This is a genomic window from Micropruina sonneratiae, assembly GCF_025972045.1.
Taxonomy (GTDB): Bacteria; Actinomycetota; Actinomycetes; order Propionibacteriales; family Propionibacteriaceae; genus Micropruina; species Micropruina sonneratiae.
Genome location: NZ_JAPDHX010000002.1, coordinates 492010 through 504239, shown reverse-complemented (window position 1 = coordinate 504239; position 12230 = coordinate 492010). Strand labels below are relative to the sequence as shown.

General features: G+C 70.8%; 11 protein-coding genes and 1 pseudogene. 5 read left to right on the top strand and 7 right to left on the bottom strand.

Annotation, left to right across the window (positions count from 1 at the left end; genetic code table 11):
- Window positions 1-97 precede the first annotated feature (97 nt).
- From OIE40_RS07495 to OIE40_RS07485, 3 genes and pseudogenes are all read left to right on the top strand, one after another.
- Window positions 98-520 (top strand): annotated as a pseudogene (locus tag OIE40_RS07495) (TetR/AcrR family transcriptional regulator C-terminal domain-containing protein); the annotation flags it as partial.
- A 40-nt stretch (window positions 521-560) separates the two neighbouring features.
- The gene (locus tag OIE40_RS07490; RefSeq protein ID WP_264701532.1) at window positions 561-1463 is read left to right on the top strand and encodes a PAC2 family protein; all 903 of its coding nucleotides are present in this window, start codon (window positions 561-563) and stop codon (window positions 1461-1463) included.
- A 1-nt stretch (window position 1464) separates the two neighbouring features.
- Entirely contained in the window at window positions 1465-2319 is an 855-nt protein-coding gene (locus OIE40_RS07485; RefSeq protein ID WP_264701530.1) for an acyl-CoA thioesterase, read from the top strand.
- Window positions 2320-2369: 50 nt separating this feature from the next.
- On the opposite strand, the gene OIE40_RS07480 is transcribed toward OIE40_RS07485, so the two are convergent.
- The 6 genes from OIE40_RS07480 to OIE40_RS07455 all read right to left on the bottom strand — a co-directional run bounded on the left by OIE40_RS07480 (window position 2370) and on the right by OIE40_RS07455 (window position 9810).
- The gene (locus OIE40_RS07480; protein WP_264701528.1) at window positions 2370-2870 is read right to left on the bottom strand and encodes a SecDF P1 head subdomain-containing protein; all 501 of its coding nucleotides are present in this window, start codon (window positions 2868-2870) and stop codon (window positions 2370-2372) included.
- A 57-nt stretch (window positions 2871-2927) separates the two neighbouring features.
- Window positions 2928-3314, bottom strand: a complete 387-nt coding sequence (locus OIE40_RS07475; RefSeq protein WP_264701527.1) for a DUF779 domain-containing protein — start codon at window positions 3312-3314, stop codon at window positions 2928-2930.
- Window positions 3315-3372: 58 nt separating this feature from the next.
- Window positions 3373-4896, bottom strand: a complete 1524-nt coding sequence (gene adh / locus OIE40_RS07470; protein ID WP_264701525.1) for an aldehyde dehydrogenase — start codon at window positions 4894-4896, stop codon at window positions 3373-3375.
- 91 nt (window positions 4897-4987) lie between these two features.
- Window positions 4988-6262 (bottom strand): GAF domain-containing protein, encoded by a 1275-nt coding sequence (locus OIE40_RS07465; protein ID WP_264701523.1) that lies wholly within the window; start codon window positions 6260-6262, stop codon window positions 4988-4990.
- A 348-nt stretch (window positions 6263-6610) separates the two neighbouring features.
- Window positions 6611-7552, bottom strand: coding sequence for a sigma-70 family RNA polymerase sigma factor (locus tag OIE40_RS07460; protein WP_413774471.1), 942 nt, complete (start codon window positions 7550-7552; stop codon window positions 6611-6613).
- 125 nt (window positions 7553-7677) lie between these two features.
- A complete protein-coding gene (locus OIE40_RS07455; protein ID WP_264701521.1) occupies window positions 7678-9810 on the bottom strand; it encodes a S9 family peptidase in 2133 nt (710 codons plus the stop codon).
- Between the two features lie 88 nt (window positions 9811-9898).
- Here OIE40_RS07455 and OIE40_RS07450 point away from each other — a divergent pair, with 88 nt between their 5' ends.
- Window positions 9899-11299: an RNA polymerase sigma factor gene (locus OIE40_RS07450; protein ID WP_413774470.1), complete on the top strand. Its 1401-nt coding sequence runs from the start codon at window positions 9899-9901 to the stop codon at window positions 11297-11299.
- 27 nt (window positions 11300-11326) lie between these two features.
- Entirely contained in the window at window positions 11327-11659 is a 333-nt protein-coding gene (locus OIE40_RS07445) for a hypothetical protein (RefSeq protein WP_264701517.1), read from the top strand.
- 33 nt (window positions 11660-11692) lie between these two features.
- Here the strand turns inward: OIE40_RS07445 and OIE40_RS07440 are convergent, their stop codons facing one another.
- Window positions 11693-12205: an O-acetyl-ADP-ribose deacetylase gene (locus OIE40_RS07440; RefSeq protein WP_264701515.1), complete on the bottom strand. Its 513-nt coding sequence runs from the start codon at window positions 12203-12205 to the stop codon at window positions 11693-11695.
- Window positions 12206-12230: the final 25 nt, after the last annotated feature.

Sequence of the window (12230 nt, the reverse complement as noted above, 5' to 3'; positions counted from 1 at the left end):
CGGTTCCAGGCATGCCCGACATGACCACCCTGCTCGACGAGATGGCCACCGAACTCGGCCGCGAGATGGGTCCGGCCGCCGCCGAGAGGGCTGGTCGACGCTGCTGCGCCGGCACGGCCACGAGATCCGGCGGGTGCTGCTCGCGCACCGCGACGGTGGCCGGCTGTATGCCGGTCGGCGGTTGCGCGACCTCAGCCTCGTGACGGCCATGGAGGGGCCGCTGGCGGTGCTGACCGGTGCCGGCCTGTCGCTGTCGCTGGCCGTCCTGGCCGCCCAGTCGGTGCTCGACCTGACCGTCGGGTTCGTGATCGAGGAGCAGCACCGGGCCTCGCACGAGTCGGGCGAGTACGCGGCCGAGGATTGCCGCGCGCTGGTCGGCGACTCGTTCCCGCTGACCGCGGCCGCCAGCGAGCCGATGCTGGCACCCGCCGACGATCGGTACGCCGAAGCCCTGGAACTCCTGATCGCCGGCGTCGGCGTCCGGCTCGCCGAGGGGCGCGGCGCTTCGCCCAAGGCGTAGTCCCTGCGGGATCGCGGAACCCGCGCGGTAGGGTGGCGGGGTGCTCGATCCCCGGTTGCTGTACACGTTCGACCCCGAGGTGTGGGCCAGCCTGGACGCTGAGCGCCCGGTGCTGCTGCACCTGTTCGAGGGGTATGTGGACGCTGCCTCGGTGAACCGCGGACTCTCCGCCCACATCCTGGCGCACTGCTCCCACGAGGTGCTGGCCGAGTTCGACCACGACCAACTGCACGACTACCGCAGCCGGCGCCCACAGATGGTGTTCGACACCAACGCCTGGGTCTCGATGAACGACTTCTCACTGCTGCTGCACAAGGTGATCGACGCCGACGGGACGCCGTTCCTGCTGCTGACCGGACCCGAGCCGGACACCCAGTGGCGGCGCGCCGCCCACGCGGTGCTGGGCATCGCCGAACGGCTGCACTCGGCCCTGCTGCTGACCGCCCAGGGTGTGCCGATGGCGGTGCCGCACACCAGGCCCACCCTGGTCACCTCGCACTCCACCGATCCGGCCCTGGCCACCGGGAACCCGCTGTGGATCGACCGGATCCAGATCCCCGGCAGTTTCTCGGCGATGCTCGAGTACCGCGCCGGGCAGGCGGGGCTGACCGGGCTGGGCTTCGTGGCGCACGTGCCGCACTACCTCGCGCAGTCGAGCTTCCCGCAGGCCATCGCCGCGGTGTTGCGGCGGGTCAACGACGCGGCGGGGCTGAACATCCCGCTCGGTGACCTGGACGACGAGGCCGAGCAGCAGCTGGCCACGATCGCCGCCGAGGTGCAGGAGGATTCGGAGTTCCCGGCGGTGCTGGCGGCGCTCGAGGAGCAGTACGACCAGCTGTCCGAGTCCGGCCGCACCTCGGTGCCGACCGCGGACGAGATCGGTGCCGCGGTGGAGCAGTTCCTCGCCGAGCAGGACGGCGACTCCGCAGACGGGCGGGGCTGACTTGCCCCGCACCACCGAGGAGTTGCTGGGCCTGCTCGACCTCGAGAAGCTCGACACCGACCTGTTCCGCGGCCCCCACCCCGAAACCGTGCTGCAACGCTCGTTCGGCGGCCAGGTGCTGGCCCAGGGGCTCAGCGCGGCCTATCGCACGGTGACCCCCGAGCGGCTGGCGCACTCGCTGAACGCGTACTTCCTGCGGCCGGGCTCGCCGGTGACGCCGATCCTGTACGTGGTCGAGCAGACCCGGGACGGCCGCGCCTTCAGCCAGCGCCGGATCGTCGCCCGGCAGAACGGCAAGCCGATCTTCTCGATGGTGTGCTCCTTCCACGTCCCCGAAGGGGGTCTGGACCACGCCGAACCGTTTCCGGCCGGGGTGCCCCGTCCGGACGAGTGCCGTCCGGCCGCGCAGGTGCTGGGGGAGCGGTCCGCGCGGCGGGCCGCGTTCTGGGAGGCGGAATGGGGAGCGTTGGACGCCCGCTACGTCACCGAACCCCCGCTGGAGGCCACCGGTGGGCCCTCGCAGATGCAGTTGTGGATCAAGGCGGCCTCGGCGCTGCCCGACGACCCCCGCATCCATCAGATGGTGCTCGCCTACTTCTCCGACATCACGCTGCTCAGCGTCAGCACCCTGTCGCACGAGGTCGAGTTCATGTCATCGCGCATGCAGGCCGCATCGATCGACCACGCCATGTGGTTCCACCGGCACACCCGGGCCGACGAATGGCTGCTCTACGACCAGTCGTCGCCGTCGGCCTCCGGTGGGCTCGGCTTCTCCCAGGGCAGGTTGTTCGGCGACGGCGGCCCGATCGCGGCGTCCTGCGCCCAGGCCGGGCTCATCCGCGTGCTGGACGCCTGAGCGCTGGGGGCGGTTCCGGCGGTCCACCCTGATCGGCGGGCGCCGACAGTTCAGCCGCCGAGGCGTCCGACCAGCTCCTGCGCCTGCTGCTGGGTGAAATTGCCCGAGATCTGCACGGTGCCGCCGGTGATCGGCGCCGCCACCTGGGGTGCGGTGACGAGGTCGTCGCCGCCGAGCACCAGCGCCAGCCGGTTGCGCGGGTCGGTCTGGCCGGCGATGCGTCCGGTCAGCGTCTCGAACTTCTCGGCGTCCGCGTGGACCAGTTCGAGGGTGACGACCCAGGCACCGGAGCCGTCCGCTCTCGCCTCGACCGAGCGCAACTCCTGCACGGTGAAGGCGGCCGCGTCGAGCTCCAGGCATTGTGACTCGTTCGCCGGATCGGGGAAGACCAGCCCGGCGTCCGAGCAGGGCGCCGGGCTGCTTGCGATCACCGCATGGACGCTCAGCGGCCGGGTCGGGCGCGGACCCCACCCGAGCAGGGTCGGCATCGTGCACCCGGACGACACGGCTGCCACCACGATGGCGCCGAGCAGCAGCTTCAGTCTGCGCATCCGCCCAGTATGCCGAGCGGTGGGCCCGCCCGGGGACGACGTCGTCGAGGTGCTCCCTCAGCTGGTGAGGCCCACCTGGGGCGGGGTCTCACCGAGCTCGGCGTACTCGTCCTCACTGAACAACCGCGAACGGATCAGGAAACGGAAACCGGTCGGGCCCTCCAGCGAGAACCCGGCGCCGCGTCCGGGCACGATGTCGATCGTCAGGTGGGTGTGCCGCCAGTATGCGAACTGGTTGGCGCTCATCCACACCTCGACCAGGTCGTCCTCGTCCGGCTCGTCAGTGGCTCCGGGCTCGCGCACGTCGATCGTCCCGAGCAGGGTGTCGGCGTCGGAGGTGATGAAGTCGCCCCTGGGGTAGCACATCGGCGACGACCCGTCGCAGCAGCCGCCGGACTGGTGGAACATGACCGGCCCGTGCTCGCCCCGGAGGCGACGGATCATCTCCGCCGCCTCCGCGGTCACTCCGACGCGCGAGACTGTCATCGCGTCACCGGGTGCATCAGAAGAAGCCCATCGCCTTGGGCGAGTACGACACCAGCAGGTTCTTGGTCTGCTGGTAGTGGTCGAGCATCATCGCGTGCGTCTCGCGGCCGATACCCGAGCCCTTGTAGCCGCCGAACGCGGCGTGCGCCGGGTAGGCGTGGTAGCAGTTCGTCCACACCCGGCCGGCCTGGATGTCGCGGCCCGCCCGGTAGGCGGTGTTGGTGTCGCGCGACCACACCCCGGCGCCCAGGCCGTAGAGAGTGTCGTTGGCGATCCTGATCGCGTCGTCGTAGTCGTCGAAGCCCGTGGTGGCCACCACCGGGCCGAAGATCTCCTCCTGGAAGATCCGCATGCTGTTGGTGCCGGTGAAGATCGTCGGTGCCACGTAGTAGCCGTCGGTCAGGTCACCGCCCAGGTCGACCCGCTCGCCACCGGTCACGATCGTCGCACCCTCCTTGGTGCCGATGTCGATGTAGGACAGGATCTTCTCGAGCTGGTCGTTGCTCGCCTGGGCTCCCATCATGGTGGTGGTGTCGAGCGGGTTGCCCTGAATGATCTTGCGCACCCGCTCGGTGGCCGCCGCGAGGAACGACTCCTTGATGGAGTTCTGGATCAGCGCCCTGCTCGGGCAGGTGCACACCTCGCCCTGGTTGAGGGCGAACATGGCGAAGCCCTCGAGCGCCTTGTCGTAGAAGTCGTCGTCGGCGCTGGCCACGTCGCCGAAGAAGATGTTGGGGCTCTTGCCGCCCAACTCGAGGGTGACCGGGATGAGGTTCTGACTGGCGTACTGCATGATCAGCCGGCCGGTGGTGGTCTCGCCGGTGAAGGCGATCTTCGCGATCCGGTTGGACGAGGCGAGCGGCTTGCCCGCCTCGACGCCGAACCCGTTGACCACGTTGATCACACCGGGCGGCAGCAGGTCGGCGATCAGCTCCATCAGCACCATGATGGACGCCGGGGTCTGCTCGGCCGGCTTGAGCACGACCGCGTTGCCGGCGGCCAGTGCCGGAGCGAGCTTCCAGGTGGCCATCAGCAGCGGGAAGTTCCACGGGATGATCTGGCCCACGACGCCCAGCGGCTCGTGGAAGTGGTAGGCGACCGTGTCGTTGTCGATCTGCGAGATCGTGCCCTCCTGGGCGCGCAGTACGCCCGCGAAGTACCGGAAGTGGTCGATGGCCAGTGGGAGGTCGGCGGCGAGGGTCTCGCGCACGGCCTTGCCGTTGTCCCAGGTCTCGGCGACCGCGAGGGTCTCGAGGTTCGCCTCCATCCGGTCGGCGATCTTGAGCAGGACGTTGGCCCGGTCGGCGGCGCTGGTGCGTCCCCAGCCGGTCGCGGCGGCGTGGGCGGCGTCCAGCGCGGCGTCGATGTCCTCCGCCGTGCCGCGGGCGATCTCGGTGAAGGGCCGGCCGGTGACGGGGGAGGGGTTCTCGAAGTAGCCGCCCTTGGCCGGCGCCTTCCAGTCGCCGTTGACCCAGTGGTCGTAGCGGGACTTGAAGCTGGCGGGCGAGCCGTCGGTGTTCGGTGCTGCGTAAACGGTCATGGAGACGTCCTTGTCTGCGCACCGCGACCGGTCCGTCCGATCGCGTGACCGGAAGGTTAGAAAACCCGGCGTTGCATCAGGGTTGCAACGATCACCGCAGTGCCCGGTCGAGGGCGTGCAGGTGCTGGTGGACCTCCGGACGCCTGGGCGACGACGGCGGCATGGTGGCGGCGGCCAGCGACCAGACGGCCAGGTCGTCACGGCCGAAGGGCGTGTCGGCGAACGCGAGCAGGGCGTCCGGGTCGCCGCCGGCGAGCAGCCGGCCACGGACGCCCCGGTGCAGGTCGTCCCGCAGCCGCACCACGCCGGGAGCATGGGACGCCGGCAGGACCGGCCCCCGGTAGCGGGCCACCGCGGCCGACAGCCGGCCGGCCTCGAGCTCGGCCCACACGTCGCCCAGGTCGGTGACCAGTGGGGGCAACCGGTACGGCTTGGAGGAAAGCTCGAGCGGACCGAGTGCGAGCCGCAGCCGGGACAGCTCGGCCCGTACCGTCACCGGGGCCAGGTCGTCGTCGCTCAGTTCGACCGCGAGTTCGGCGCTGGACAGGCCGTCGGGGTGCTGGCTGAGCAGCAGCACGATCTCGCTGTGCCGCAGGCTCAACACCTGATCGATCCCGGCGCCGTGCAGCATCGCCTGCCGGCGGCCCAGCACGGCCAGCTGCGGGCGTCCGGCCGAGGCCTGCCGGGTCGGGTCGCCGAGCGAGAGCTGCTGCAGCCGCAGTTCGGCCTCGACGGCCGCGACGGTGGCCCGGACCAGGGCGAGGGTCTGCGGGGTGGCGCTGTGCGGTCCGCCGGTCAGGTCGAGGACGCCGAGGATGGTCCCGTGGGCCGGGTCGCGGATCGGCGCGGCCGAGCAGCTCCACGGGGTGACCGCCCGCAGCAGGTGCTCGGCACCGACGATCTGCACCGGACGGCCCAGCGCCAGCGCGGTGCCCGGGGCGTTGGTGCCCGCTGACGCCTCGCTCCAGTCCGCGCCGGGCAGGAAGTGCATCGCCTCGGCCCGGGAGCGCAGCGCGTGGTCGCCCTCCACCCACAACAACTGCCCCGCCGCGTCGCTGATCGCGACCAGCAGACCGGCATCGGCCGCCGCCTCCACCAGCAGGTGTCGCACCACGGGCAACGCCCGGGCCAGCGGATGGGCTTGCCTAGCCAGCGCCAGGTCGTCGGAGGTGAGCCGGACCGGGGCCAGCGTCCGTTCGGGGTCGACGCCGCTGCGCACACTGCGCTGCCAGGATTCGGACACGACCGCCCGGACGCCTTCGTCGACCGCGCCGGAACTCACGAAGTCGTCGTGCAGCCGGGCGAGGCCGCGGCCATGCCGCGGTCGGTCACGCGCGGGCACCGTCGCCCCCGTCTGGAGACCCATGGGCACACCCTAGTCGGGCAGTCCAGAGGCTTCACCGGGTCGATCCGCCGAAGACGGCGACCGGACCCTGTGATCGGTCAGCACCCTCATCCCGGCGGCCGGGATGCCCCAGGGCCCGGGGGAGAGACCCCGGGATGACGGGTGCTGTCGCTGGCCCCGGGGGGCGTCCGTTCTCATCAACGCCGACTGTTCTCGGCTTGGCCGGCTGCTCTCGTGTTGCAACGCGAAAGCAGTCACGGTTGGTGACAGCAGTCGGCGTTGATGAGAACGGTCAGCCCCCGGGAAGGCACCGGACGCCACCAACAAACGGCCCGCCCCGGTGTGGGGCGGGCCGTTGGGGGGTCCTGCTCAGGCGGCCAGTTCGTGCGCCGTGCGCAGCTTGGCGATGGCGTGCCGTTCGATCTGGCGGACGCGCTCGGCGGTGATGCCCCAGACAGCGGCGATGTCGGCCAGCTTGGCCTGCCTGCCGTCGACCAGGCCGTAGCGGCGCCGCACCACATCGGCGGAGCGCTCGTCCAGCGACGACAGCATGCCGTCCAGGCGGGCGCGGTCCTCGGCGTCCAGCACCATCTCGTCCGGTCCGGGTGACATCTCGCGGGCGAGCAGGTCGCCCAGCGCGGTGTCGCCGTCCTCCTCGACCGGGGCGTCCAGGCTGACGTGGTCGCGGGCCAGCCGCAGCAGGTCGACGACCTGCTCCTCGGTCAGGCCCAACTCGTCGGCGATCTCGACCAGTTCGGGCTCGCGACCGAAGCGGCGCTCCAGCGTGCGGCGGACGGCCGACACCTGGTTGACCTGCTCGGCCACGTGCACCGGCAGGCGAACGATCCGGCCCTGTTGCGCGATGCCGCGCGAGATCGACTGGCGGACCCACCAGGTGGCGTAGGTCGAGAACTTGAAGCCCTTGCTGTAGTCGAACTTCTCCACCGCGCGGATCAGGCCAGTGTTGCCCTCCTGCACCAGATCGAGCAGCGGCATCTGGGCCCGGCCGTACTTGCGGGCGACCGAGACCACCAGCCGCAGGTTGGCGGTGATGAACTGTTGCAGGGCGGCGTCACCTTCGGCGGCGATGCGTTCGAGTTCGTCGGTGCTGGCACCGTGGGGACGCGTGGCCTCCACGGTCTCGGCGAGCAGCGCCCGGGCGAACAGGCCGGCCTCGATCCGTTTGGCGAGGAACACCTCCTGTTCGGCGGTCAGCAGGGGCGTCTTGGCGATGCCGTCGAGGTACAGGCCCACGGCGTCCTTGCCATCGATTCCGTCGGTGCTCCGGATGCGGTGCGCAGTCGAGATCATGCGTGTCCTTTCGCTTCGTCATCAGTACAACGCAGCGCGGAGCGCGGATCTTCTCGTGTTCGCCCTCAATGAACCCTGAAGGCACCCCTGCGGGTCAATCCAAGACCACAGTCGTACCCGGGCCGCTACCGGCGGGGGTGGGCAACCGTTGCGCCCGCCTGGTCGATGATCCAGGCCAGCTCGAACGCGAGGTCCTTCCAGGCCTGGTAGCGGCCCGAGACGCCACCGTGCCCGGCCACCATTTCCGTGCGCAGCAGGATCGGCCGGTCGGTGCCGTTGGTGACGGTGCGGCGCAGCTGCGCCACCCATTTGGCGGGCTCGGTGACCTCGACCCGGCTGTCGTTGAGGCTGCTGGTCGCCAGCACCGCGGGATACTCGCGGGCGGCCACGTTCTCGTAGGGGGTGTAGGACTTCATGCACCCGTACACCGCGGGGTCGTGCAGCGGGTCGCCCCACTCCTCCCATTCGGTGACCGTCAGCGGCAGGTCGGGGTTGAGGATCGTCGTCAACGCGTCCACGAAGGGCACGTCGGCATGGACGGCGCGGAAGGCGTCCGGGGCGAGGTTCACCGCGGCGCCCACGGTCAGCCCGCCGGCGGAGGCGCCCTGGGCCACCAGACGGTCGGGCGAGGTCCAGCCGGACGCCGCCAGGTGCCGGGCGCAGGCGACGAAGTCGCTGAAGGTGTTCGGCTTGGCCAGCAGCCGGCCCTGCTCGTACCAGGTCCGGCCCAGTTCGCCGCCGCCGCGCACGTGCGCGATCGCCCACACGAAGCCGCGGTCGAGCAGGCTCAGCCGGGGGATGGAGAACCACGGCGACATGGTCGTCTCGTAGGCACCGTAGCCGTACAGCAGCGCCGGGTTGCCGCCGTCGGCCACCAGGTCGGCCCGGTGCACGATCGACAGCGGGACGCGGGTACCGTCCGGGGCCAGCGCCCATTCCCTGCGTTGCACGTAGCGGGTGGGGTCGTAGCGCCCGTGGACGGGGTGGTCGAGCACCTCGGTCTGCTTCAGGGTGCGGCGCGCCCCGGTGTCCAGCCGGTACTCCTCGAGCCGCCGCGGGGTGACCAGCGACTCGTGCACGAGCCGGATGCGGTCGGTGTGTGGATCGTCGGCGGACACCGCGCCGGCACTGAACAGTTGCTCGTCGAACGGGATCGGGGTGGGCGGACGCCAGCCGCCCGCGGCGTCCCGGGCCAGCACCTCGATCAGCGGCAGCCCGTCGCGGCGGGACTGCAGCACCAGGAAGTCGGCGTAGGCGTGCACGCCCAGCAGCCGCACCCCGGGGCGCTGCGGCACCAGCGACTGCCAGTCGCCCTCGCCGGACGCCGTGAACGGCGCCCGGGCCAGCTCGAACTCTGTGGCGCCGTCGTTGTGCACGATGTACAGCCCGTCGGTGCCGACCTCGACGTTGTACTCGACGCCGGGCCGGCGTGCGGCCACCAGCCGGGCGTCGGCGTCCGGTCGGTCGACCTCGAGCAGGCGGTACTCGCAACTCTGCTTGCTCTCCGCCCCCAGCAGCACGTGCCGGCGGTCCCGCGCTTCGTCGGCGTTGAGCCAGAACCGCTCGTCCGGTTCATGCAGCAGCAACCGGTCGGCGGCATCCGAGCCCAGGGTGTGCAGCCAGATCCGGTCGGTGCGCCAGCTGTCGTCCAGGGTCAGGTAGACGAGGGCGTCGTCGCCGCACCAGCAGCCGCCGCCGGCGATCTCGACAGGCGGCACCGGCACGTCCCGGCCGTCGGCCAGTTCGATCACCCGCAGCCGGAACCGTTCGTCACCGCTGACGTCCTCGCTGAAGGCGAGCCGGCGCCCGTTCGGGGACACGTCGCACAGCCCGAGGGCGAAGAACGCCCGGCCCTGCGCCAGCCGGTTCTCGTCGAGCACCACCTGCTCGCCCTCGGGCGGCTGCGTCACGTCGGGAATCAGGTCGGGATCGGCGGCCGGCAGCCGGCAGTGCACGGGGTAGTCGAGGCCCTCGACGGTGCGGCTGTAGTACCACCACGTGGAGCCGTCGGTGTGCCTGACCAGGTCGGGCACCGACAGGTCGGTCTGCCTGGTGCGGGCCAGGATGTCGCCGTACAGTTCGTCGCGCAGGCCGTCCAGGTGCGCGGTCGAGGCGACCGTCCAGGCGTTCTCGGCCGCAAGATGGGCCAGGAACTCCTCCGAGGTCTTGTCGGCCATCCAGGCGAAGTCGTCGATGAACTCGTCCCCGTGGTGGCGGCGCGGGCTGGGACGTTCGGCTGGCCGGGGCGGTTGCGACATGCCCGCAACCCTAGTCAGCCCGGCCTGTTTGGAATGCCATCGTTCGCGTGCCAGAATGGGCGAGGCGCCGGCCATTGACAAAGCCCGGATGGCGTGCGCCCAAATACTGGAATCCGAGAGGCTACTTGTGTCACCACGCTCCAGCGCCGCCGCGAAGTCCGAAACCCCAACTACCCAGGCCCAGGCTCCGCGCCGACGCCGGGCCGCGTCCGCCTCGAAGGAGCCGGCCGCCCGCGGCCGCAAGGCGAAGCCGGTCGCCGCCGTCCCGACAGAGATCGACGAGAACGCCGAGCCGCAGGACGCCCCCGACCAGCTCGAGGATGACGCCGAGGCCGAGGTCGTGCCCACCGTCGAGGACGTGCTGGCTCCCGAGGCGGTCGACGTGAAGTTCGCCCGCGAGGGCGACGACGTCGTGCTGACGGTCGGTGGCAAGCGACGCTCTCTCGACGATGTGGACGACTCCACCTTCGAGGAGGCCAAGGAGGCCGAGACCGAGAAGGAACTCACCGAGGACGAGGGCTTCATCGTCTCCGACGCCGACGACGCCGACGAGCCCGAGCAGCAGGTGATGGTCGCCGGCGCGACCGCCGACCCGGTCAAGGACTACCTGAAGCAGATCGGCAAGGTGGCCCTGCTGAACGCCGAGCAGGAGGTCACCCTGGCCAAGCGGATCGAGGCCGGCCTGTTCGCCGAGGAATCGATGACCAGCGGCCGCACCGTTGCCGAGGACGACCTGGACGACTACCTGTGGATCTCCGAGGACGGCCGGCGCGCCAAGAACCACCTCCTGGAGGCCAACCTGAGGCTGGTCGTCTCGCTCGCCAAGCGCTACACCGGCCGCGGCATGTTGTTCCTCGACCTGATCCAGGAGGGCAACCTGGGTCTCATCCGCGCGGTGGAGAAGTTCGACTACACCAAGGGATACAAGTTCTCCACCTACGCCACCTGGTGGATCAAGCAGGCGATCACCCGCGCGATGGCCGATCAGGCCCGCACCATCCGCATCCCGGTGCACATGGTCGAGGTGATCAACAAGCTGGCCCGGGTGCAGCGCCAGATGTTGCAGGATCTCGGTCGCGAACCCACCCCGGAAGAGCTGGCCAAGGAACTCGACATGACGCCGGAGAAGGTCGTCGAGGTGCAGAAGTACGGCCGGGAGCCGATCTCGCTGCACACGCCGCTCGGCGAGGACGGCGACTCCGAGTTCGGCGACCTGATCGAGGACTCCGAAGCGGTCGTCCCTGCCGAAGCGGTGAACTTCACCCTGCTGCAGGAACAGCTGCACGACGTCCTGGACACGTTGAGCGAACGTGAGGCCGGCGTGGTCAGCATGCGCTTCGGCCTGACCGACGGCCAGCCCAAGACGCTGGACGAGATCGGCAAGGTCTACGGCGTCACCCGCGAGCGCATCCGGCAGATCGAGTCCAAGACGATGAGCAAACTGCGGCACCCGTCGCGCTCGCAGGTGCTCCGCGACTACCTGGACTGAGCCGTGTCACAACCCGGCGAGAGCGCCGTGTCACCGACACTGGTGCCGAAGCTGGTGCTCGGCCTGATGGTCGTCGCCTGTGCCCTGGCGGGCTACATCCTGTTCGGGTTGTCCGTCGATCATTACACGCTGCCCGCACCGGGGGGCGGCACGACGCCGGCCACCCACACCTACCCCGAGCGGGTGGCGTTGAGCTGGCTGGCCTGGTTCAGCGCGGCGGGGGCCGGTGTGGCCCTGTTCCTGCTGCTTCGCCGTGGGCTGGCCCCGGCACGGTGGGTGTGGGTGCTGCTGACGGTGGCGACAATGGTGGTGCTGAACGCCGCGCTGCTGATGTCGGCACTGCCCACCCCGACGTACTGACCCGGCGGCGCCGGCTGACGACGGACGCGGCGCTCAGCCGAGGGCCGTGGCGAACGCCCGGTGCAGCCGTTCGCCGAACAGCACGAACCTGATCAGCCGGACGCCGTCGGCCGGGTGTCCGCGGACGGCGTCCACCGCGATCCGGGCGACGTCGCCGGCGTCCCAGCCGTAGACGCCCGCACTGATCGCGGGGAAGGCGATGCTGCCAGCACCCAGGTCGACCGCGACGTCCAGGCTGCGGGTGAAGCAGGACGCCAGCTGGGCCGGGTCGGTCTGGCCGCGATGCGCGTTGGGGCCGACGGTGTGGATCACCCAGCGGCAGGGCAGGTCGAACGCGTCGGTGGCCACCGCCTCGCCGACCGGCAGGCCGTCGGGCCAGGTGGTGCGGCGCACCCGCCGGCACGCCTCGAGCAGCTTGGGCCCGGCGGCGGCGTGGATCGCGCCGTCGACGCCACCCCCGCCGCCCAGCGACGAGTTGGCGGCGTTCACGATGGCGTCGGTGGTCTCGGTGGTGATGTCGCCCTGGACTGCTTCGATCGTGGTCACCCCACCAGCCTCGCACCTGCCCCAG

What these genes read in the sequence shown, in the direction of transcription:
- OIE40_RS07450 (WP_413774470.1), top strand. Translation starts at nt 9,899, where the DNA reads ATGGCGTGCGCCCAAATACTGGAATCCGAGAGGCTACTTGTGTCACCA.
- OIE40_RS07455 (WP_264701521.1), bottom strand. Translation starts at nt 9,810, where the DNA reads ATGTCGCAACCGCCCCGGCCAGCCGAACGTCCCAGCCCGCGCCGCCAC.
- OIE40_RS07465 (WP_264701523.1), bottom strand. Translation starts at nt 6,262, where the DNA reads ATGGGTCTCCAGACGGGGGCGACGGTGCCCGCGCGTGACCGACCGCGG.
- OIE40_RS07480 (WP_264701528.1), bottom strand. Translation starts at nt 2,870, where the DNA reads ATGCGCAGACTGAAGCTGCTGCTCGGCGCCATCGTGGTGGCAGCCGTG.
- OIE40_RS07460 (WP_413774471.1), bottom strand. Translation starts at nt 7,552, where the DNA reads ATGATCTCGACTGCGCACCGCATCCGGAGCACCGACGGAATCGATGGC.
- adh (WP_264701525.1), bottom strand. Translation starts at nt 4,896, where the DNA reads ATGACCGTTTACGCAGCACCGAACACCGACGGCTCGCCCGCCAGCTTC.
- OIE40_RS07475 (WP_264701527.1), bottom strand. Translation starts at nt 3,314, where the DNA reads ATGATCCGTCGCCTCCGGGGCGAGCACGGGCCGGTCATGTTCCACCAG.